Genomic DNA, 20,922 nt, shown 5'->3' with positions numbered 1-20,922 from the left:
AATAAACTGGCAATCTATGGCCCACTTTGAGACGGTTATTTTTATTCTGGCTGTGCTGATTGGCTTATCGGCCATCGCCCATAAAATTAAGCTGCCGTATCCGGTTTTATTAGTGGCCACCGGTGTAGTGATTGGCTTCATACCGGTTTTGCCCAACCTGGCCTTAAATCCCAATGTCGCCTTGGTCCTTTTTCTGCCCCCACTGCTCTACCAGGCAGCTTCCAAAACGGCCTGGCAGGAGTTCACCCGTTCCATTCGCCCGATTACCACTTTAGCCGTTACGCTGGTTTTTTTTACCGCCAGTACCGTGGCCGTTGCTGCCCACTACGTGATTCCCCACTTTAGCTGGCCGATGGCCTTCGTGCTGGGCGCCATCGTCTCGCCCCCCGACGCGGTGGCGGCTACCAGTATCATCAAGGGCCTGGGCCTGAGCAAACGCGTTATTGCCATTCTGGAAGGCGAAAGCCTGCTCAACGATGCCTCCGCGCTCATCGCCTACCGCTACGCCGTAGCCGCCGTGATGACGGGCCAGTTTGTGTTATGGGAGGCGGGCGGGCAATTTTTACTGGTGGCCGGGGGCGGCCTGTTGATCGGTGGGGTGCTGGGCTGGTTGGTGACGCTAATGCTCGATCGAATCAGTAGCGCCACCACCCAAACGGGCCTGATTTTACTAGTTCCCTACGGAGCCTACTTAGCCGCAGAACACGTCCACACCTCGGGCATTCTGGCTGTCGTCAGCGCGGGGCTTTTGATTACCCGCCGGGCACCGGAAGTGCTGTCACCCCAGGCTCGCCTGGAATCCCGCGCTATTTGGGACACGCTCATTTTTTTGCTCGAAGGCATGGTCTTCATCCTGATCGGCTTGCAACTGCCGGCCATCGTGGCGGATTTGCGCGGCTACACGACGGAAGAATTAGTACTGTACAGCGTGGTGATTAGCGCTGTTACGATTCTCATCCGCATTTTGTGGGTATTTTTCAGTACGTATTATCCCCGGTTGCTTGGCTGGTCAACCGCACCGGGTTCGGACGCCGATGAGCCGCCTAACGATGTGGACTGGCGGAACGTGCTGATTGTGGCCTGGACGGGAACCCGGGGCGTGATCTCGCTGGCGACCGCCCTGGCCCTGCCGCTCACGCTAAGCTCCGGCCAGTTGTTTCCTCAGCGCCCGCTGATGCTGTTCTTATCGTTTGTGGTCATTCTGGTTACGTTGGTCTTGCAGGGAATGAGCTTACCCCTGCTGATCCGGCTGCTGGGGGTGACACCGCAAAGCGATCTGGTTCGGGCGGATCAGGCGCTGGAGTTCCTGCTGGCCAGCCGGTCGCTGACCTACCTGGAAAATGACTTTCCGATGACTTTGTCGGAGTTACTGAAACAAAGGCTCATTCGGCGCTACCGGGTTTTGTTGACCGAACTGGACGCGACGCTGTATCAGACGGACTCGGAGCCCGAACTGGTTACGGATCACGCGTTAGTAAGTGAACAGCGGGCCGCCGAACGAGTCCTGGGCGAATACCAGCAGGCGCTTCTTCTGGAACTGGCCACCGAAAAACGCTTTAGTGACGAGGTGCTGCGGACGGCGGAACGACGAATCGATCTGGATATGGCCCGGCTGGATACCTCCGAGCAGGCCGCCGGGGAGTCGTAAAGCCGATCGGTAGGATGGGCTTAGTCTTCGGTGTTACGCCTGGCTATCTCAACTCATCCAGCTACACTGAACACGAAGATGCTCAACTTCAGGCAGTGAAAATCTCTCCTGACCGCTTCAAACCCCGGAAATTAGTCTTATGCTGCTCAATCACAAGATTTCATTTACCTTCTATATTCGTAATATTTTGCCCCAAGCCCAGCTCATCTTTTTGTTTGCCAATGGCATCGTTTTCCTTAAACTGTTCAGCGCCTGGGATTTAGTCCTTCCGATCGCCATTGCAGCCATCCTGGGCACCTGTATTGCGCTGCTGCTGGCTTTTCGTACCAATCAGGCCTACGATCGGTGGTGGGAGGCCCGCATCGCCTGGGGAGCCATTGTCAACGATAGTCGTAGCCTGATTCGCCAGCTCCAGCTATTTGTGGCCGATGGGCCTGACCGAGACGCGCGGCTGCACGCCTTCGTGGAGCGCCAATGCGCGTTCTGCTTTGTATTGGGGGACACCCTACGGGGTCAGGATGTGACGGAACGATTACAAACGTTCCTTCCTCTGGCGGATAGCCAGCGCGTGACTCAGGCAACCAATAAACCCAACGCTCTACTGCTGGACCAGGGGTTAGCCATGCGCAGCTTATACGATCATGGACAACTAACCGATTATCAGCTGGTTCAGTTGAGCACGACCCTCAACAACCTGACCGATTCCATGGGACGCTGCGAACGGATCAAAAACACGGTTTTTCCCCGAACCTATACGTTTAACATGCAAGTATTCATTTACCTGTTTGCCACGATTCTGCCCTTCTGTCTGTATCCTGTTCATTATCTGTTGGATGTACCGCTGGTCACGCTCCTCTCCTCGGCCTTCATTCTGATTGAGAAAAGCGCCATTCAATTACAGGACCCCTTTGAGAATAAGCCGACCGATACCCCCATGACGACGATTGCTCAAACCATTGAACGAGATCTGAAAAGTATGACGGCGTATTCATCCCTGCCTGAAAGACCGGTTTCCCAGACTTATTATTCATTATAAGGGAAGTAATCCCAGTCGTGCGGAACATGCCCAATATATCCTCATCGCCAAAGAAGCGGGAAGTAGATCCAGCTAATCAGCGATAAGTGGGCGGGTCCCGCAGCTGCGTCTAAGCGGTTGGGCGACCAATTCGATTAGCCCTCATTTACTGGCCAAAAACTACTGATTAATAATTAGTCAATGAACAGGTATTCAAAGTAGGCTCTTATGCGGTTAGGATAATAGACTTTTAACTAATAAAATTGCACTTTTCCCATTGAAATCATCAGAGACTAACAAGAAAAGCTGAATATGTATAAGGATACTATGAACGATGACGATCCTGCCATTTTATAGAAATATTGGTACAATTTATTAATTATGAGGTTATTGCAACTATATCTTTATTCCTTCCGTTGCTTCTATATCCGACCTCTACTGGTGGACATCGTTATGAAAATACAGTCAAGATTTTTTGTATTATTTTTAGTTGCATTCACGTTTGTCTCAACCCACTCCTGGGCGCAAAGCTATAGCCTTGGGCCTGCAACGGAGCCAGAGGCCAGCCAGGACGCTCACCGGCTAGGCGAAGAAATACAAACCAATCAACCGGTTGTCACGGAAGCTCAGAAAGGAGCCAATCGATCCCTTGATGCCATGCACTGGACCGCCGTTAACGTTCATGGGCAAAGCCAGTTGGTGCCTGTGGTCAGCAAACGGCTGCTGGATGACTCAAAGGAAGTTCCGTTTACCATACGTATTGATAAGTCGGTTGAGGAGCCAATGAAGGCATTAGACAAACCGGCTGCTCAGCGTTTATAAGGGAGGCTAACCAGGACACCTTACCTCAGTGATAGGGTACGAAAAAGGGGGAGTAGCATTATGTGTTACTCCCCCTTTTCGTACCGCCGTAATTGGCAGCCAGCGTAAGCTAGTAAAATGTGAGCCAGGATCGTAGTTCAGGACTCAGCTTATTCCGTGTCAACAGAACCCTGTACTCTTTTAAATGACTTACCTAAACCCCGGTTAACCACTTATCATTTTTTCGCTTTACGAGCCAGGTCCGGCGGTTTGATGCCGGATTCGGTCTGCTCGTACTTGGGGATTCTGGGGACACCCTGTACCTTAGGCGCTTTGGTGGCTGGCTTTTTGGTGTTTTTGTTTCCTTTTTCTTCGTGTGCCATATCAACAGAGTTTAAAGCAGAACGGTGGCCAGCGCAAAACGATTTAATTTGTTCAGATGGCTACCGCCGGTTTACCAGTCGTATATCCCCAATCCATCCAACGGATGTGGGTCTAATCAGCGGGTAAACCCTAGGTTTCCTGCCGTGCAGGTCCGTTACCGAACAAAAGGCCTGATTCTGACTAAATAAAGTCCGGCTCCGTAATCATTTGGTGATTACGCATGTTGAGTTACTAACAGCCTTGCTGCGTGCGTGCTAACCGGCAGTCAAATGTCGCCATCGATGATCGACTACCCGGACGCTGCTTGGACGAAACCGCAGCTCATTGCGCATCTGGAGACGCTAGCTCGCCTGTTTGTCTCTAAGGTATTTAAGCCATCAACCCCCTTTAGTCGCCAAAGTCAGATACACTGGTTTAGACTAATCCGCTCGGTCAGCGATCTGTTGCGCCAATCGGCACAAGCTGGCCAACGGATTACCTTTACCCAGGAGGTCAGTGCCTCGGGGGAGGACATCACCAGCCTGTTAGAGCGGATGCGACAGGGCAGCTTCCTGATCACGACCACGTCGCCTTTTCGGCAGCAGGACTTGCTGGTCTTGGCACCCCATCTAAACTACGTACGTGGTAAAGGTAGCGGCCACTTTCCCAATGGTTTATGGTATTGCTGTCCCCATCCGAATGAACTAGCTTTTTTCATCGGTCAGGATCGGATCTATTTCTTTCGGCATCTGATGCGCGCTTATCTGGAAGCCGGGCATTACCTGATTTCACGACCCGATTCGAACTCAAGTCGCTAAACGGTTGGGCTAGCCTGGGCCAGTCCCGCTCAACTGTTGGATTTACTCGTCTATCCACTATCATCGCCTATATACTAATGCAGTATCTTTTAATCAACCAAGCGTATGCGAATCAATTTCAATGAACTCTTCACCGTCACCGATCAGGTAGTCATCCCCAAAGTGCTCATCAACATCATGAGTGTTATCAAAGGAGGACCGGAACTACACTTAATGCGGGGCAGCCTGCTGATCAACGGGGTTGATCCGGTGAGCTGGCAGGGCAAAGATGTGCTGGCCGATCTTCGCCAGGGGCCTCAGGGCCAGGAGTATTATATTCGGGGCTTAGCCATCGAATAACCCAGGAGTCCGGCCCCGTCATGACGGCCCTTTGAACGAGCATTAACCTCTAAATTCTATTGTATGGCTAATCAGGATAAAAAAAACAGGAACGACAAGAAAGCCGCGACCAAAGCGCCAAAGGAACACGGCGTCGCGAAAATTCCCAAGTACGAGCAGCAGCCCCTAGCCAGCCCAACGGTCTTGGGTCTGCTACCCAAAGCCAAGAAGAAATAAACAGCCTGATAAAAACTGCTGATCGATTTGGGCTAACGTGAGGTGTTGCTAGAATCGATCAGCGGTTTCAAGTGGCCTGGGGCTTTCTGAATAGTTGGCTAAAGCCAGTTTGATTTTTAACCGATCATTATCGTAATCGTTCATGAATCCACCTATTTATTCGGACATACCCGAGACGTCTGATTCAAGCTACTGGCTAGCCGTTGAGAACGCACTGAACCGCAGCACCACCTTTTTGCCCAGGGATCGAGCATTACATCAATCCCTGAAGGCCAAAGCCTGGGCCATCAAGCAGGCAAGCTTAAGTAAAAAAGCGAAGAAAGGCTCCAGCTACTAGGCCGAATTTGAGGGCTAGACGGGTGCGTCTACTGACAGCCACCAGCCCTGGACTAGTCAGCCGTCGAGGCATTCAAACTCCAACACGATGCGAAAAGGACAGATAGTAGTTTTAGGGAAAGTGGTGTATGATCCAGACAAAATAGCTCATTTCGATTTTGGGAGGAATCAGTTTGGCCAGCGCCGGTGTCGGTGTGTCTTCATGAATGCAGCTGAAGAAGGGGGTGGCGTCATTGGCTCGAAAGAAGACTACGGTATGTTGCTCGAGTTTGCCGAGACGAATAACTTAGTTCGAGAGCGGGATTACACATTTGGCGAGTAGAGTCAGGTTAGGCATCGCACACCTGTTCTCAGGCCAAGAGCTTTCAATAATAGATCAACCCCTATAATCGGGCAAGACAGGAAGTAACAATGCGGGCATAAAAAAGTATCGATGGTTTTTTATGCCCGCATTGTTACTACAATTGTTCTCTCATTATCCACTTCGTTGGCTAGTCAACAATAAATAATTTCTTACCCGATGAGCCCATTTATCAAACTAAGTCGTTCGTCCCAGTATGGAGGCATCGATAACTATTTGGTTAATGTGAATCACATTGTCAGGATTGCCAAATCGACTGGTGGTAGCCAAGTGTTTACCGTACAAGGGGATTTTTTCTGTGACGAGAACCCAACTCAGATCTTGGTGATGATTGAGGGAGTGTTTGATCTAAACTAGCTGGGTAGATAGCCCCCAGGCAAAACAACACTTAATCCCTACTTGAATAAACTCTATCACAATGGCTGATTCAGAAGTGATGTTAGTTCAATTTAACAAGTTTGTCCGCGACAAGCAATTGTTAGAAGCCTTAATTACTCAATGCGATGTGTTTATCACTGAGTTGTTTGACGAGATTTCCTTCTTTTCGTCAACTGAAACTTCAGAAGTAGCGCTAAGCAGGCATACTAAGGCAGCCAACCTTCTGCTGTATTACAAGAAAAAACGGATCGAATTAACAGAAAGCCTATTCGTTTTAGTAGCTCCTTACCATCCCCCTTCACAAGTTGGGTGAATTTTAGCTACTCATTACATACTATACATACTATAAAGCCAGTGTCTGTTCAGTCCAATAACCCCTACCCATTATGACGATTATTTTCAATTACCTTTTCATCCAGACTAATGCGGGGTTTGTTTGCCGGGTTCCAGTACGCATTTTAGAGGGTCCTGTGCTCGGTAAAGGAACAAGCCCAACAAGTAGTGAAGCCGGGGGCATTGATCTCCAGGACTGGATTGGAAAGAGTCTGAACGTAACGATTGAAGCGGGTATCCATAAAATTATGGGTGTAGTCAAGTGATGCCGTTTGGAGGACAGCTGCTATTCCTACTAACTGGCAAACAGTATAAAAAGGCACTCAGCGTGTGTGTATTGGTCACAACATCACTTAACCTTTTTCCGCCTGGTTCTTACTGGTTGCCCGTCTCCTTTATCGCCCGTTTCTGTAGGACGATATCCATAGCTGGAAAACGTATCGAAACACATTCCAAAACGGCTTCAATTGGTTATCGCTTTGCTTAATTTATCCTATTCAAAATTGCACTAAGCTAGAAGGATAGGTTCTTTTGTAAAAATCGAGCAAGACGTTGCTGCTGTTCAAACTATCACTAAGTACCTACTTACAAATTCTGTATTTTTCTTCATATTTGCGAATCTTTAGCTTCCTTTCCCTTGTTAAGGAGTAGGCATGATCATTTTTACCCCAGCTACCATCAGCCAATATGCTCATCAGCATCCTGATGTCCATGATGAATTATTACGCTGGATGCGCATCGTGGAAGCTGCTGACTGGTCGTCACTGGCCGATATAAAGCAAGATTTTAACAGCGTCGATTACGTGAAGAATGACCGTTACGTCTTTAACATTAAAGGCAACCAATACCGGTTAATTGCCATGGTGCATTTTCGAGTGCGAAGTCTTTATGTTCGCTTTATTGGTACTCACAGTGAATATGATAAGGTGGACGCATCCGTTATCTAGTCTAATAAATGAATACAATTATGATTACTAACATCCAAACAGAGGCTGATTATCGAGCAGTACAAGCGGAGGTGGAAGCCTATTTGCAGAAGGCTACACAGGGCGGTGGATTTGCTAGCCTAAGCGAGCAGGATGATCAGGAATTATTGCGGTTATCTCACTTGATGCGGGCTTACGAGCAGCTATACTATCCAATGCCTAGTCAGCCTCAGACCTTGGCCGGCATGATTGAATTAAAGATGTTTGAGCGCAAACTGAAACAAAAGGATTTAGCGGAATTACTCGAAGTGGAAGCCCCACGGGTATCCGAATTGCTACGGGGAAAACGCCGGCTGAGCCTGGAGATGGCTCGACAACTCTACAAAAAACTAGGTATATCCGCCGAATTCATTTTAGAACACGCCTAATTTGCTCAACTGCCTACTTCATGTTGTATAGTATAGTATCATTCCCGTTAAAGCGGGTGTCATTACGAATGTTGAAGGCTTGTTGGTGATTCGTCTCATGTAGGAGCGTTTTAGGCTACACACTAACTCTGATTCCTATTCATTACGATTCGTAGCTTGCAATTTGGAGTAACAAGTTTATGGATTATTGCTCCTTGAAGCATCAGTACCTGAATAGCTAAAGTGTTTTGTCTAGTGCATTGGTCACTTTCGCTTACTACTATCAGTCACCTCACGTAATCTGAAGCTAAAATGAAATCATTACTGACTGCTTTCATGCTCGTTTTTAGTGTAACCATCGGTGGGGTTCAGTCTAAAGAAGCATTGCTTCCTAAATTGAATCTAACGGGGGTGCTTACCGTGCACATTAAGTCCGTAGCTCAAGACCAAACCCTTCCCGTAAAGTTGAATACCTACCATAGCTTTCCGGGGTATGATGCAAATTTTATTAAAGACTCCATAACCGTTGACCGAAACGAGATTTATATAAACACCCCATTCAGAACGGTAGGTCGATCGCTTCTCACCGTTGCCGATTCCACATATCATCTCGTGGGGGCGCCCGGTGATACCATTCATCTATCCATTCTAGCAAAACCAGGGCAGGACCCGACTCAGCCGTTGATCGCTTTCCAGGGCGAAAACAAAGCCACTCAACAGTATTATCAAGCCAAGACACGAGTGTTGGATGATCCTCTGCAAGCTTGCATGAACGAGGGAATACGGGCGGCCAATCTGGTGCCTTTCCAGAAAATGATGGATGAAACCTACCAGAAACAAGCTCAGTTCTGGACGGCTTATCAGAAGCAGCACACCTTACCCGATTGGTTCAAAACGTATGAAACCAATGCACTCAAGTATGCAGACGCCTGGCTTCGGGTGTATATGATTTGGTACCAGACCGACTACCAAAAGAAAAAACAGGTAATTCCGGCTTCCTATTACGCCTTTAAAAGTCGAATCCAGATGAAGAACCTGCCGGCCTTATACCACTATGACTATCTGCGCTTTTTACGGGAACAACTCTTTTGGCAGATGCGCCAAGACCAACTAAAACTTTCATCACAAGCCCTGCTCGATTATGCTAAAAAGGAATTGGGGCAAAGCGCGGGTACTTTTTTTGAGATTTGGGAGCTAAGCGGCTCAGTAGACAATCCAAACTGGATTGAGACAAACTTTAATAAACAATTCCCGGCTCAGTTTCACTACTTGGTCGATTATGTCAAACAACGCGCCCGTAGCAATGTGAAGCTACTACAGGCTGGCGACAAAGCACCCAATTTCGCGCTAGTCGATAGTAATGATTCGTTAGTCACGCTGAGTCAGTACAAAGGTCAGGTGGTTTACTTAAGTTTCTGGTTCACTACCTGTGGCGGATGCATTCAGGAAATGCCTTATGAAAACAAACTGGTTGAGCAGTTTAAGGATAAGTCCGTCAAAATTGTTAGCATCTGCATTGGCACGCCGGGAGCAGCCGATGCGCAACAAGTACCCAAGTGGAGAGCGGCCTCGAAACGATTTGGTTTAAAAACCATTGATCTGTATGCTAATCGTGCCTGGACAAAAACGTTAAGTGAAAAATACATTGTGAGTACGTATCCTCATTATGTGCTGATTGGTGCTGATGGAACTATTATCGAAAACTTCGCCGACCGTCCTAGTCAAGGCATTGCCGCTAAGATTGAGAAAGCCATAACAGCAGGCGGGATACGTTGATTCTCTCTCAGCTGTCATTATTAAAAATTTTGTATAAGTGAACAATATGTTAGTCAAATTCCAGAGTATCAAGCTAAATACTGTTCCTTTAATCGCCCCGATTATGGATCAGACACATGAATGCGCTTTCGTCTCAAGTAGAAGCCAGTCATGCGTTACCTGTTCGATGAGTTGATCGTAAAGAAGTGATACTGACTATACCAAAGGACGGAAAATAAAGCCGAACTAACCGTAACTTGGCCTTTGTAACACCAGCACCAGACTGAAAACAAGTTAGCTGAGCATGGCAATTGACCTTGAATTAATGGCTGTGTTGAAAGACATCCTGGCAGATTGGGCCGATCCAAACAATCAATTCCTGATAACGGCTAACTACTATGACCAGCTGACCCAGGGGCGTGAAGGCGAACGTTGGTACATTGCTCACATCTGGATCAGTCAGGAATCCGCCCACAACATTACGCTAACCGATGAGGGTTTAGTCTGCGATGTGCATCTAAACCGACACGACTTTAGCCTGGTGAGCCGCATCCTGCTCCCCTTCGACCAGATCTGGAATGTTCAACGGGTTACTGGATCACTCGAGCCTACACCGAGCCTCTATTACCGAGTCGATAAGATGAACCTGCGCCGACCCGGTGACGACGATTAAGTGAACTCGTTGTATTTTTCTGTTTGGCTAGTTTGTCAGCTTCGTTGCTTCGTTACTTACCATACCATTTAGGGTGAACGAATCGCACAAGTGAACACTAAATTATTAGCTAATGTATGGCGAATCAGGCTAAAGGCTGTTCCTTTACACGCTCCGATTTCTGAGTCGATCGATACAGTACTTGTCATGGCGAAATCATCCTGTAGGAATTTAAGTCTCAAATTGCCATCTCATGAATCAAAATCAAATTCTCACAGTTCAGTTGAGTTTGTGAGACGAAATGCTCCTACAAAACAGGCCAATTATTGGTACAAAACTGCTGACTAAACGAAGTACATTATGGTTGCAATTTTCATCAGTTAGGTACAAACGGTCCTCCGTGGCGACCGTCCGCTGCTGGAAATTTGCCCGCCCGGTGGCCCGGCTCTTTAGTTGGCTATCCCCTACATACTCAGCCTAGCACGTCGTTAAAGTCCCAATTTTCCCGATGCATTATGCTTGCGGATATTGCGACGTCGGTCATAGCGCTGGATCATGGTCGTGGTGCGATGTTTGGTCTGATTCATCACTTCTAAATCATCGGCTCCGTTCGCTTTGGCGATGGTGACGAAACTGGCCCGTAGCGAGTGAGCCGTAAAGGCTTCACCCAGTTGGCGTTGAACCAGTAGATTAACCCATTCAGCGGAAAGTCGCTCCCCGGTCAAGCGTTCCCCTTTCCGGATCCTGACAAATAAAGGGCCTTCCGCTCGACCCACAACCCCCAGCCAGGCTTGCAGGGCCCCAATCGGGCAATACTCCGCTTCGTTGGCATAGGCAACCGCCTTTTCTTCCACTTCTCCGAATTGATTGGTTTTCGAGCGGTCCATTCGAATGACCATGCCGGCCCCATCAATCAGGATATGATTCACATCCAGTGCCGCTAATTCACTGCGCCGAAACGCGCCGGTGAAACCCAACAGTAGAATGGCTCGATTACGAATACCTGTTGGTGTTGGCGGTAAGGCGTCCAAGGCCTGGCGAAACTGCTTGAGCGAAAAGTCGGGGGCCTGTTTCTGGCGAACGGTCTTTTTAAGCTTGAAGCCTTTCATAAAAACCTTGAACTGTTCGTCGGTGGTGGGCGACTCAACCTTGTGCTGGCGATGGAGTTTGGCAATCGAAGCCAGGTGTCGTTGAATGGTAAAGTAGCTGCGCGTCCGTCCCAAAAAAGTCACGTATTCCACCAGCGATACGGCCGACAAGGGCGTTGGCTGGTAGTTATTCTCACCACACCATGCCGCGTACTGCTTGAGGTCTGTCATAAATGCTCGGTGCGAATTGGCGGAACCTTCCAGGCCTGCCCGCAAATACTCGCTAGCCTCCTGGTGAATCTGCTCATCGACCCGCAACAACAAGCTTTGTTCAGAAACGGGAATAATCGCTAAGGCTTGGGAAGGACTGTCGGTTTGGCTCATGAGTTGTAAAGGGGAACGAAAGCTGAAATCAATACGGTTTTTAACAAATTTGATCAGAACGTGCTCTTTTTGACAAATATAGGATTACTCGCGATAATTAATACTTATCACGAGTAATCTTATATTTGTTAAAACTTCTCATTATTGATAGATTCCATTCGGAAAATTAAATACTGAAACCTATTTCCCCTGGCTTCGGCCCCTCGGCGCGGTTCCCCGCCGGGACTTACCAATCCCTTTCCAACCCATGAGTCAACCCGATACCAGTTCTCAAGCACTGACGATCATTCCAGCCCAAGGGCAAAGTCTTTCCCTACGGGTCGATGAACAAATCCACCAGGAGGCCAGGGAGTATTTGCAGGCTGGCCTGCAAGGATCGGCTAATTCACACCGGGCGTTTATGACCGACATCAAGCAGTACTCGGCCTGGTGTCAGCAGAACGGCTATGAGCCAACGCCCTTGTCACCAGTCGCTCTGGTCGAATACGTAACCTTTCTGGGACGAACCCGCAGCTTCTTCACCATCCAACGCCACCTGGCTAGCGTTGCTAAACTTCACCGCCAGCATCGCCTCGACTCGCCAACTACAGACGAGCAGTTCAAGGTCTTCATGAAAGGCTTCAAGCTAAAAAAGACAGTACGTCAGAAACAGGCACCTGACTTTTCGCTCAAGCAGTTTCGCCAGGCGCTCGACGCCTTGCCCCACACGCCGACCGGTTTACGTAACCGGGCCATTCTGCTACTAGGCTTCACCGGGGCTTTTCGACGCAGTGAACTATCCCAATTGGACGTCAATCACATCCTGATTGACGAAGCGGGTATGGTCATCCGGCTGGACCGCTCGAAAACCAATCAATTCGGGGAAGTCGAAGAAAAGGCCGTGTCTTATGCAAACGAAGCGGAGTACTGCGCCATTGGTGCCTTGCAAGCCTGGCTGACAGTTGTAGGTCGAGAGGATGGTCCTTTATTTGTTCGCATTCGGAAAGGGGAACGAGTCACGGGAGATCGATTGTCCGACGAGTGGGTTAACTTACTCGTGCAGCAACAGTTGGGCGAACACTTTACGGCTCACTCGCTACGGGCAAGTTTTGTCACCATTGCCAAAGCCAATGGAGCGGATGACCTAGAGGTGATGAATCAAACCAAACACCGCACCACGACGATGATCCAGCGCTATGATCGAAGGCGCAATATCCGCAAGCACAATGCATCAGGTAAACTAGGACTTTAGCCATGATATAAATTGGAAAGATCAACCAAATAGAAGGGGATACACTCTGCTTTAGAAACGCAGATCTTCCAGGCACAAGCCTGTTTTAACCAACGCGACTAGCCAGTAGAATTTGACCCTGTAGGAGTAGCCGAAATACATCTATCGCTACCTTTGCTAACCGTTATAAGCCAACTTGTAAATTGATAAATCAGTTTACAAATTGGCTTGCTTACTAATTAACTATTTAGTCATTATAGACCTGTAAATCAGCAATTTTCAAAACAATATTTTCTGATTAATAAGTTAACCTAAAGGCAATATGATCCGAACCTCATCTAGCTTACTCATCAATTGTTGTAGACTGTTTTCCGCAGAAAGCACTTACTGAATCTAATCCATAATGTTTATTTTTCCCCTTACTATGTTCGGAGGTCGAGAATATTACATCGTGTCAGCTTACCCGTTGTCACGTTTCAGGACGGGCGTTGTGAAAAGGGGTCAAACCCGCAAATAGCTTGACGTGAATTTTGTCCGGAGGGGATGGGCTGGCTTTTCGATTCCCTCTATCTTTTATCTTTGCCTTAATCACTAATCGGTCTAGCACCTGCTCATATGGGAGTCGCTCAAGAAATTTGGCAAGCTTTTATTGCAGCTCATCCCGAGGTCACCAAAGGGCATTTGTCGATGGAAGAAGTAAACCAGAAGATGGCTGCTTTTACCCAAGCCCGTAATCAGCAGCCCCAGCCCGATTTCGAAGGCCTCTCTCCTCAGCAAATGCATTCGCTGCTGAGCGAGCCGTTAGGCAGTGGGTCCTGTCTGGCTTTAAACCAGGGACTGACCGATTCACTGCTGGATCAAATTCCCTTCTTTGGGTTGATGGAGGTGCTCTATCAGCAGTTGCTCACCCATCAAACCATCAAGCTTACCCCCAAGGGCAATCTCCCCCTGTCATTGTGCCGAGAGCTGTATGAGCGTAAGCTGCTGGTGCAGGATGATATTGAACAAGGCATTACTAAAAAGATCTCGGAAGATAATGTCGCTTTTCTTCAGGCGCTGAAAGTCTGCCTCACTTTGAGTCCTTATACCAAGAAACAGCACAATGCCCTCCAGCTGACTAAACTGGGTAAACAGGCAATGGCCAAGGAACGCCAGTTGCGCTTCAGGCAAGTATTCCAGGATTATACTCTTCGCTTTAACTGGGCTTACTTGGATGATACCCAGACCCAGGCGGGGCAGTTCGGCTGGGCTTATTCCCTTTACCTGGTCGATCGCTACGGAAGCGAGTGGCGCAACACGGATTTTTATGCCCACAAAGTCCAACAGGCTTTTCCCCACCTGCGAGAGTCGATACCCTCTGGTCGACTGAGGGGTTATTGGTTAGAATTTGAGCGGGTGTACCGGTGGCGTTTTGTCCAACAGTTTGGCCATTGGTTTGGCCTATTAGAACTTCAGAAAGCGCCCCAACGGGTTTATTACCCCGACCCATTGTTGATGAAGAAAACACCATTACTAAATCACCTCCTCCAGTTTGTTGGTTAGCTCAGCTGCCATGGCTGTAGTGGTAAAACGTGTATAGGGCATAACCAAACAACCTGGCCCGGCGACGCTTTGGTAATTTTCCGACTAGTGCCCAATAAGTAAAAACTAAGAACTTAACTGGCGACTTTTGGCCAACAACGCCTTGTAAATAATTCGAACCCAAAGGGAGATATTTCGTCTCACAAACTCAGCTTGAATGTGAGATTTTGGGTTTGTTTCGTGAGATGGCATTTTGAGACTTTATTTCATGAGGAATGACTTACCAGTACGGAAACTAGATCTATCTCAATGATGGGGCGTATTATGGGACGATTGTTTTTTACTAATTGTCGAGTCCCTCGACAATACGTTCCGGTTACTTACAAATGTAGTGGCTCTCGTTTACGATAAAGGTCAGGATATGCTATCCTGCTTTCGAAAAGCGACGGGTGAAAGCACATTTTTCTTCTTGAACAGTTTTGAAAAGTAATATACCGATTCAAAACCGGTCTGATTGGCAATTTCGCTGATATTCAGATTGGTATTGATAAGCAGATCTCTGGCGCGGGATAAGCGAAGATTAAGGTGATACTGATTAGGCGAGACGCCGGTTATACGCTTAAACGCTTTTCGGAAAGCGGAATATCCCATTGGTAACTGACTGGCTAACTCTTCTACGTCCACCTGCGTCTCGTAGGACTCTTGTAAGATAAACTCTGCTTTCGCTATTAGTCTTCCTACCGGGTCATTATCATAATCTTTAAATTTCGAAATTGTATTTAATAGCCCTACTATCTGCATGGTGATCCCGGCAATTTGTTGGTGATAGCCAACGCTGGCAGCTTTCACCTGATCAACTGTTCGGTGTAAGAGCACCAGAATTTCTTTGTTTGACTTTACGTCTACAAAGGGCTTGGCTGGATTAAAGTTTAGGTTTTCCATTAGTTGCTGGATGTAATATCCGTTGAAACCTATCCAGTATTCTTCCCAACCCGATTTCACATCGGGTTTATAACGGTGCCACACACCCGGAAAAAGAAAAAAACACTGCCCCGCGTTTACTTCGGTCGGTTGCAAATCTTTCGCATCGAATATACCCTTGCCTCTGGTTATAAAGATGATGTAATAGTCATTTAGGATTCTTCCTCGGTTCCAGGTCAGTTTATGACTATCTGGATGAGGCTCGTTGGGGTAATGCTGATGCGGTTCGACTTTTGAGTAGCCCACTGTGGTTACATATAAACCCCAATTCTCTTCTGTCTTACCGACGGTTAGATATTTGAAAAAGTTATTCGACATGGCCTTTGTCCGGTAGTAAAGTCCTGAGGGTATTACAAACTGCTTTCAGGATTGTAAATATCAAAAAGTACAAACTGTGCAAAAATCTCATCTTGTTTTCAAACTGGCTGTTAATGCGTACCGAATCAGAAAGTCAAACAAAAACGTTTTTGACTTTCTGATTCGGTACGCATTGACCGTTTGGCGAAAAAATAGGTTCATTTCCTTGTCTGAGTTAAGTACAAGTTGCCAAGATTAAACATTGTTTTGTACTTTTTGACAAAAAAATAGATTATTTATAGGTTGTCTGTATTGGCAAAATGTAATTTCGGATCAGAAAATTACTGTAACGGTTCTCATTTTTTGACCTTTAACCTTAGCCTTATGAGACAATATTACAATCGGGGTTGGACGTACCGTTCGATCATCCTGACGATAGTTATCCTGCTTTTTAGCTACGCCAGGGTAGTAGCACAGACTCAAAAAATCACCGGAACTGTCCGGGATGTGCAGGGGGCTCCGCTTCCAGGTGTTAGTGTAGTTGTCGCCGGTACGTCAACCGGTACGATCACTGACGTTGAAGGAAAATTCTCTATTTCGGCAGCGAAAGGAAATACTCTTACTTTCAGCTTTGTTGGTTACCAGCCTGGCAGTGAGAAAATTGCCAACGCTGATGTGCTGAATATTCAACTGGTTCCTGATGAAACCAACTTAAGTGAGGTGGTCGTCGTTGGGTACGGTACTCAAACCAAGCGTGAGTTAACGGGAGCCATTACGAGCATAAAGGCAGCGGAAATGAAAGACATTCCCGCGACCAACATCAGCCAGCGGCTTCAGGGCAAACTGGCGGGTGTACAAATTAACCAGAATACCGGTCAGCCGGGCGCAGAATTGAGTATCCGAATACGGGGAGCCGCTTCCATTAATGCGGGTAATAATCCTCTGATCGTTGTGGATGGCTTTCCTACAACGAGTGGATTAAACGTAATAAACCCGGATGCTATTGAGTCAATTACCGTATTAAAAGACGCGGCTGCGGCCTCGCTTTATGGTTCACGGGCGGCCAATGGCGTGATCCTGGTGACGACCAAGCAGGCGAAAAATGGACAACGGAATGTTCAGTTCAGCAGCTTTGTCGGGGTTCAGTCGGTTTCGGACCGGGGAAAACCCGATTTAATGAATGCCCCCGAATTTGCGCAGTTTAAGAAGGAATATTACGAAGATGCCGCTCTATATGAGGGCTACAAAGGAGGTGTTCCGCAGCAGTACCAGAATCCTTCCCAATACGGTCCAAACGATGGTACCAACTGGTTTAACGTCTTATTACGACCAGCAGCCATCCAGGATTATAATCTTTCTATTTCTACCGACGCCAAAACCATTCAGTCAGCCGTTCATTTAGGCTATAATAAGCAGGATGGTGTAATGCTGAATAATTCCGCTAGTCGCTTTACAGTTCGAGCCAACAATATTTTCTCGGTCTCCCCCAAGCTCAGACTTGGCCTGAATCTGGCTGCTACGCACTACGTCACCAATATAACCCCCGGTTTGGGCGAAGGACGTAACATCATCCAAGTGGCATATCTATCTGATCCTACCCTGAAATACAGAAACGACGACGGGACCTATCCGATCGGGTTTGCCCCACCGGGTATGTTCTCAACACCCAATTATTATAATGTACTTATGCAAACGGTGAATCCGGCTAAGTACATGGTTCTCACCGGCAATGCCTATGTCGATTATCAGGTACTGAAAGGACTGAATTTTAAGTCCAGCATTAATATTAATACCAGTAATGATATCAACCGGCTGTTCCAACCCTCAACGATTCGGGGAGGCCCAACACCAGCCGCGTCAGCCAGTGGTAGTTATAATACCGCCAATTATGTATCCTGGCTATCGGAAAACACGCTGACTTATAACCGGTCCTTTGGCAATCATAATCTGGAAGCCCTGCTTGGCTATACGACCCAGAAGGTTACCATGGAAAACAGTACTATCAATGGTAGTCAGTTCCCGGATAATAGCATCCAGTGGTTGAACGTAGCGGCTAACCGCATTGGAAATGTTGGTGCCAGTGATTATTCATTGATTAGCTATCTGGGCCGGCTGAATTACAACTACAAAGGGAATTACCTACTTTCACTGGCGTTCCGTAGTGATGGTTCGTCAAGATTTGGGTCTAATAAGCGATTCGGAACTTTCCCCTCAGCTTCGTTTGGCTGGGTAGTTTCCGACGAGAAATTCATGAATCGCTATAAGTTCATTGATTTTCTTAAAGTGAGAGCGAGTTATGGACAGGTTGGCAACAACAACATTGGCAACTACACGTACCTGGCTGGCGTTAACCCATCGAACTACGTATTTAATAATGCATTGGCGTCTGGCCGCGTGCTAGCGGGTATTGGAAATTCCAATTTAACCTGGGAAACGACTACGGGGTTTGATTTGGGTTTAGATCTTTCGATCCTGAACAACCGTGTTAATTTCACCTACGATTATTACTACAAGAAAACAGACGGTCTTCTGTACGCCATCGACATACCTGTCCAGTCAGGCTACTCCGCCGTTTCATCAAACATTGGCCGGTTTGACTTCTGGGGCCACGAATTTGCCATTGATACGCGGAATATAGAAGGAAAATTTAACTGGAGTACTAGCTTCAACATTTCCTTTAACCGCAACCTGGTCCGTAAACTCGGCACCAACGATGCGCCCATTGGCGGGTATCAGGAGTATTGGGATGACAACCGTACTGCGGTGGGGCATCCGATCGGCCTTTTTTATGGCTACGTCAACACCGGTGTATACATGACTCAGCAGGAGTTTGATAGCCAGCCGCATGGGGCTACGTCGATGATAGGTACTGCTCGTTTTGCAGACATCAATGGGGATGTAAAAATCGACATCAATGACCGGACGTTTATTGGTGATCCAAATCCCGACTTTGTCTACGGGATGACCAATACGTTAAGCTACAAGAAGCTCGACTTATCCATTGTTGTTGCCGGAACGGTTGGGAATGATATTGCCGATGATGCTTTTCAGTCAACCGAAAATATAGACGGTGTATTTAACGTGCGGAAAGGCGTAGCCCGGCGGTGGCGTTCGCCCGAAAATCCGGGCGATGGCATTTATCCCAGAACACGGGCGGGCACGACGGCCGATTTTCGGAATTTTTCAACCCGTCAGGTGTTCAGTGGTACGTATCTGGCCGTCAAGAATATTACGCTCGGGTATCTGATTCCAATCGGCAACAACAAGACTATCAAAAGCTTCCGGGCGTATTTCAGCACGCAGAACCCAGTACTGTTTACCAAGTATCCGGGCATGAACCCCGAAGTTGGTTTGGCAGGTTTAAATGGGCTCAATCAGGGTCGTGACTTCACAGCCTTCCCCATTGCACGAGTGTACACCCTTGGCGTTAACGTTAATTTCTGACCCTGACCTTTCTGACGATCATGAAAAAAATAATCTTTTTTGGGGTTGTAGCCGTCTTACTGGCCGGCTGTAAAGACAGTTTTCTGGACCTTACGCCACCAACTAATTTAAGTTCGGCCACCTACTTTCAAACGGAGGATCAGTTCAGACAGGCCGTTAACGCAGCCTACACGCCGTTGCGGGAACTGACTAATGTGGGTGTATATGATGATGAAATGCGCTCAGACAATACCTTCTTTACCATTTATCAGGCAAACCGTGGTCTGGAAAAATCAAGAGAAGCGTTTCCGCAGTTTACCATCGATGCAACCGTTTCTAGTATCCCGAATGCGCCGGGTAGTCGATGGAACGCCAGTTATCGGGGTATTGCTTATGTCAACACAATCATTGATCGGCTGGCTGCCAATACCAGTTTATCGACTGATGTGAAGAATTCAATTCTGGGAGAAGCCTATTTTTTACGAGCTTATTATTACTTCGGCCTGGTTACTCATTTTGGCGGAGTTCCTCTTCAATTAAAAGAAGTGGCGAATCCAGAAGAGTCGTTTCAAGCCCGAAACACACCAGCAGAGGTATACGCTCAAATCAAAACGGATGTAAAAAGCGCCATCGACCTGCTGCCTACGGTCACTACTTTCCCGCAAAGCGGACGGGCAACAAAAGGAGCGGCTAAAATGCTGCTGGCTTACGCGCTGATGTCAGGCGAAACCCGAGATTATGCGGCTGCTGAAAAAGAACTGGTTGACATTACCAAAATGAATTACGCGCTGCTGGCCGATTATGCGAAAGTATTTGATCCGGCCAATAAAAATCATCAAGAATCCATTTTTGATGTGCAGTATATGGCGGATCGGGTGAGTGGACAGCAAAGCGATTTTGCCTGGCAGTTTATGCCCAAAATGACGAATCCTCAGTTTTTGATGGGTTTTGATGGCGGCCGAATGAATATTTTCAGCGGCTGGAACGTACCGACGGACGAAATGGTGGCTTCCTATGAAAAGGGGGACGTTCGGCTTCCCGCTTCGATTGCCGTCGTTGAAGGCGTTATCAGTGGTGTGGAAGATTTCACGGCTGACTTTATTGGTTCTCCTGTCAATTATACGCCAAAAGCTGGAAAAGCCTACCGGTACATGATTCGGAAATACTTTCACCCGCCTTACGACATCGCCTTCAATACGCCCGATAATTTTCCTGTCTATCGGTATTCAGGGGCGCTACTATTGCTGGCTGAGTGCCTCGTTCAGCAAAACAAAGCAGGTGCGGCTTTGCCCTACCTGAATATGGTTCGCCGTAGAGCTGGTTTGCCGGATGCAACGACCGCTACGCTGGAAACCGTTTCGAATGAAATGCGTCACGAACTGGCCTTCGAAAATCATCGCTGGCAGGACCTGATCCGAATTGGCAAAGCCATTGAAGTCGCAACGGCTAAAGGCAACCGACTAAAGGCTAAATACGGCTGGATTCTTCCATCAGCCTTCACCGTTACTCCGCAAAAGCTGTTTGACCCAATCCCATTCCGGGAAGTGCAAATAAATTCAAAACTAGTGCAGAATCCAGGCTATTAGGTTGATAGCGAACGAATAAATTCAATTGTCTCTGATTACTGGTCTAAGGTTCAAGCCAGATCAGGTGGGCAAATTGTAACTACA

21 protein-coding genes are annotated in these 20,922 nt (G+C 47.6%); 18 read left to right on the top strand and 3 right to left on the bottom strand.

What is annotated here, in order from left to right; all coding sequences use genetic code 11:
* Window positions 1-16: 16 nt before the first annotated feature.
* The 3 genes from ACYVF1_RS28930 (at window position 17) to ACYVF1_RS28920 (ending at window position 3,485) form a co-directional block, all read left to right on the top strand.
* On the top strand, window positions 17-1,648 hold the full coding sequence (locus tag ACYVF1_RS28930; RefSeq protein WP_461085593.1) for a Na+/H+ antiporter: 1,632 nt from the start codon (window positions 17-19) through the stop codon (window positions 1,646-1,648).
* Window positions 1,649-1,787: 139 nt separating this feature from the next.
* A complete protein-coding gene (locus ACYVF1_RS28925) occupies window positions 1,788-2,684 on the top strand; it encodes a bestrophin family protein (RefSeq protein WP_461085591.1) in 897 nt (298 codons plus the stop codon).
* Window positions 2,685-3,116: 432 nt separating this feature from the next.
* Complete coding sequence (locus tag ACYVF1_RS28920; protein ID WP_461085589.1) at window positions 3,117-3,485, top strand: hypothetical protein; 369 nt, start codon at window positions 3,117-3,119, stop codon at window positions 3,483-3,485.
* Window positions 3,486-3,700: 215 nt separating this feature from the next.
* On the opposite strand, the gene ACYVF1_RS28915 is transcribed toward ACYVF1_RS28920, so the two are convergent.
* Window positions 3,701-3,847, bottom strand: coding sequence for a hypothetical protein (locus ACYVF1_RS28915; protein ID WP_460979304.1), 147 nt, complete (start codon window positions 3,845-3,847; stop codon window positions 3,701-3,703).
* A 270-nt stretch (window positions 3,848-4,117) separates the two neighbouring features.
* Here ACYVF1_RS28915 and ACYVF1_RS28910 point away from each other — a divergent pair, with 270 nt between their 5' ends.
* From ACYVF1_RS28910 to ACYVF1_RS28860, 11 genes are all read left to right on the top strand, one after another.
* A complete protein-coding gene (locus tag ACYVF1_RS28910; protein WP_461085587.1) occupies window positions 4,118-4,645 on the top strand; it encodes a hypothetical protein in 528 nt (175 codons plus the stop codon).
* A 105-nt stretch (window positions 4,646-4,750) separates the two neighbouring features.
* Window positions 4,751-4,984 (top strand): hypothetical protein, encoded by a 234-nt coding sequence (locus ACYVF1_RS28905; protein WP_461085585.1) that lies wholly within the window; start codon window positions 4,751-4,753, stop codon window positions 4,982-4,984.
* A gap of 63 nt (window positions 4,985-5,047) precedes the next feature.
* Window positions 5,048-5,200, top strand: coding sequence for a hypothetical protein (locus tag ACYVF1_RS28900; RefSeq protein ID WP_460979307.1), 153 nt, complete (start codon window positions 5,048-5,050; stop codon window positions 5,198-5,200).
* Window positions 5,201-5,342: 142 nt separating this feature from the next.
* Complete coding sequence (locus tag ACYVF1_RS28895) at window positions 5,343-5,537, top strand: hypothetical protein (RefSeq protein ID WP_461085583.1); 195 nt, start codon at window positions 5,343-5,345, stop codon at window positions 5,535-5,537.
* 87 nt (window positions 5,538-5,624) lie between these two features.
* Window positions 5,625-5,858, top strand: coding sequence for a hypothetical protein (locus ACYVF1_RS28890; RefSeq protein WP_461085581.1), 234 nt, complete (start codon window positions 5,625-5,627; stop codon window positions 5,856-5,858).
* A gap of 457 nt (window positions 5,859-6,315) precedes the next feature.
* Window positions 6,316-6,588, top strand: coding sequence for a hypothetical protein (locus tag ACYVF1_RS28885; RefSeq protein WP_461085579.1), 273 nt, complete (start codon window positions 6,316-6,318; stop codon window positions 6,586-6,588).
* Window positions 6,589-6,661: 73 nt separating this feature from the next.
* Window positions 6,662-6,874, top strand: coding sequence for a hypothetical protein (locus ACYVF1_RS28880; protein ID WP_461085577.1), 213 nt, complete (start codon window positions 6,662-6,664; stop codon window positions 6,872-6,874).
* A gap of 387 nt (window positions 6,875-7,261) precedes the next feature.
* A complete protein-coding gene (locus ACYVF1_RS28875; RefSeq protein ID WP_461085575.1) occupies window positions 7,262-7,555 on the top strand; it encodes a type II toxin-antitoxin system HigB family toxin in 294 nt (97 codons plus the stop codon).
* A gap of 20 nt (window positions 7,556-7,575) precedes the next feature.
* The gene (locus ACYVF1_RS28870; RefSeq protein WP_461085573.1) at window positions 7,576-7,962 is read left to right on the top strand and encodes a helix-turn-helix domain-containing protein; all 387 of its coding nucleotides are present in this window, start codon (window positions 7,576-7,578) and stop codon (window positions 7,960-7,962) included.
* Window positions 7,963-8,253: 291 nt separating this feature from the next.
* Complete coding sequence (locus ACYVF1_RS28865) at window positions 8,254-9,717, top strand: redoxin family protein (RefSeq protein WP_461085571.1); 1,464 nt, start codon at window positions 8,254-8,256, stop codon at window positions 9,715-9,717.
* 283 nt (window positions 9,718-10,000) lie between these two features.
* On the top strand, window positions 10,001-10,369 hold the full coding sequence (locus tag ACYVF1_RS28860; RefSeq protein WP_461085569.1) for a hypothetical protein: 369 nt from the start codon (window positions 10,001-10,003) through the stop codon (window positions 10,367-10,369).
* Window positions 10,370-10,836: 467 nt separating this feature from the next.
* Here the strand turns inward: ACYVF1_RS28860 and ACYVF1_RS28855 are convergent, their stop codons facing one another.
* Complete coding sequence (locus ACYVF1_RS28855; RefSeq protein WP_461085567.1) at window positions 10,837-11,820, bottom strand: site-specific integrase; 984 nt, start codon at window positions 11,818-11,820, stop codon at window positions 10,837-10,839.
* 247 nt (window positions 11,821-12,067) lie between these two features.
* Here ACYVF1_RS28855 and ACYVF1_RS28850 point away from each other — a divergent pair, with 247 nt between their 5' ends.
* Window positions 12,068-13,051: a site-specific integrase gene (locus tag ACYVF1_RS28850; protein ID WP_461085565.1), complete on the top strand. Its 984-nt coding sequence runs from the start codon at window positions 12,068-12,070 to the stop codon at window positions 13,049-13,051.
* A gap of 594 nt (window positions 13,052-13,645) precedes the next feature.
* Window positions 13,646-14,572 (top strand): hypothetical protein, encoded by a 927-nt coding sequence (locus ACYVF1_RS28845; RefSeq protein ID WP_461085563.1) that lies wholly within the window; start codon window positions 13,646-13,648, stop codon window positions 14,570-14,572.
* 393 nt (window positions 14,573-14,965) lie between these two features.
* Here ACYVF1_RS28845 and ACYVF1_RS28840 read toward each other — a convergent pair whose 3' ends face one another.
* Window positions 14,966-15,850 (bottom strand): AraC family transcriptional regulator, encoded by an 885-nt coding sequence (locus ACYVF1_RS28840; RefSeq protein ID WP_461085561.1) that lies wholly within the window; start codon window positions 15,848-15,850, stop codon window positions 14,966-14,968.
* A gap of 363 nt (window positions 15,851-16,213) precedes the next feature.
* Between ACYVF1_RS28840 and ACYVF1_RS28835 the strand changes: the two genes are divergently transcribed.
* Together ACYVF1_RS28835 and ACYVF1_RS28830 are read left to right on the top strand one after the other, a co-directional pair.
* Window positions 16,214-19,273 (top strand): SusC/RagA family TonB-linked outer membrane protein, encoded by a 3,060-nt coding sequence (locus tag ACYVF1_RS28835; RefSeq protein ID WP_461085559.1) that lies wholly within the window; start codon window positions 16,214-16,216, stop codon window positions 19,271-19,273.
* A gap of 20 nt (window positions 19,274-19,293) precedes the next feature.
* Window positions 19,294-20,838, top strand: a complete 1,545-nt coding sequence (locus tag ACYVF1_RS28830) for a RagB/SusD family nutrient uptake outer membrane protein (RefSeq protein ID WP_461085557.1) — start codon at window positions 19,294-19,296, stop codon at window positions 20,836-20,838.
* Window positions 20,839-20,922 lie beyond the last annotated feature (84 nt).

The organism is Spirosoma flavus, from assembly GCF_054778555.1.
This window is presented reverse-complemented; position numbering and strand designations above follow the sequence as displayed.

Coding starts and splice junctions, on each gene's coding strand:
- ACYVF1_RS28900 (WP_460979307.1), top strand. CDS start 5,048: ATGGCTAATCAGGATAAAAAAAACAGGAACGACAAGAAAGCCGCGACC.
- ACYVF1_RS28895 (WP_461085583.1), top strand. CDS start 5,343: ATGAATCCACCTATTTATTCGGACATACCCGAGACGTCTGATTCAAGC.
- ACYVF1_RS28920 (WP_461085589.1), top strand. CDS start 3,117: ATGAAAATACAGTCAAGATTTTTTGTATTATTTTTAGTTGCATTCACG.
- ACYVF1_RS28840 (WP_461085561.1), bottom strand. CDS start 15,850: ATGTCGAATAACTTTTTCAAATATCTAACCGTCGGTAAGACAGAAGAG.
- ACYVF1_RS28870 (WP_461085573.1), top strand. CDS start 7,576: ATGATTACTAACATCCAAACAGAGGCTGATTATCGAGCAGTACAAGCG.
- ACYVF1_RS28865 (WP_461085571.1), top strand. CDS start 8,254: ATGAAATCATTACTGACTGCTTTCATGCTCGTTTTTAGTGTAACCATC.
- ACYVF1_RS28830 (WP_461085557.1), top strand. CDS start 19,294: ATGAAAAAAATAATCTTTTTTGGGGTTGTAGCCGTCTTACTGGCCGGC.
- ACYVF1_RS28860 (WP_461085569.1), top strand. CDS start 10,001: ATGGCAATTGACCTTGAATTAATGGCTGTGTTGAAAGACATCCTGGCA.
- ACYVF1_RS28915 (WP_460979304.1), bottom strand. CDS start 3,847: ATGGCACACGAAGAAAAAGGAAACAAAAACACCAAAAAGCCAGCCACC.
- ACYVF1_RS28835 (WP_461085559.1), top strand. CDS start 16,214: ATGAGACAATATTACAATCGGGGTTGGACGTACCGTTCGATCATCCTG.
- ACYVF1_RS28890 (WP_461085581.1), top strand. CDS start 5,625: ATGCGAAAAGGACAGATAGTAGTTTTAGGGAAAGTGGTGTATGATCCA.
- ACYVF1_RS28845 (WP_461085563.1), top strand. CDS start 13,646: ATGGGAGTCGCTCAAGAAATTTGGCAAGCTTTTATTGCAGCTCATCCC.
- ACYVF1_RS28875 (WP_461085575.1), top strand. CDS start 7,262: ATGATCATTTTTACCCCAGCTACCATCAGCCAATATGCTCATCAGCAT.
- ACYVF1_RS28925 (WP_461085591.1), top strand. CDS start 1,788: ATGCTGCTCAATCACAAGATTTCATTTACCTTCTATATTCGTAATATT.
- ACYVF1_RS28905 (WP_461085585.1), top strand. CDS start 4,751: ATGCGAATCAATTTCAATGAACTCTTCACCGTCACCGATCAGGTAGTC.
- ACYVF1_RS28930 (WP_461085593.1), top strand. CDS start 17: ATGGCCCACTTTGAGACGGTTATTTTTATTCTGGCTGTGCTGATTGGC.
- ACYVF1_RS28880 (WP_461085577.1), top strand. CDS start 6,662: ATGACGATTATTTTCAATTACCTTTTCATCCAGACTAATGCGGGGTTT.
- ACYVF1_RS28850 (WP_461085565.1), top strand. CDS start 12,068: ATGAGTCAACCCGATACCAGTTCTCAAGCACTGACGATCATTCCAGCC.
- ACYVF1_RS28885 (WP_461085579.1), top strand. CDS start 6,316: ATGGCTGATTCAGAAGTGATGTTAGTTCAATTTAACAAGTTTGTCCGC.
- ACYVF1_RS28855 (WP_461085567.1), bottom strand. CDS start 11,820: ATGAGCCAAACCGACAGTCCTTCCCAAGCCTTAGCGATTATTCCCGTT.
- ACYVF1_RS28910 (WP_461085587.1), top strand. CDS start 4,118: ATGTCGCCATCGATGATCGACTACCCGGACGCTGCTTGGACGAAACCG.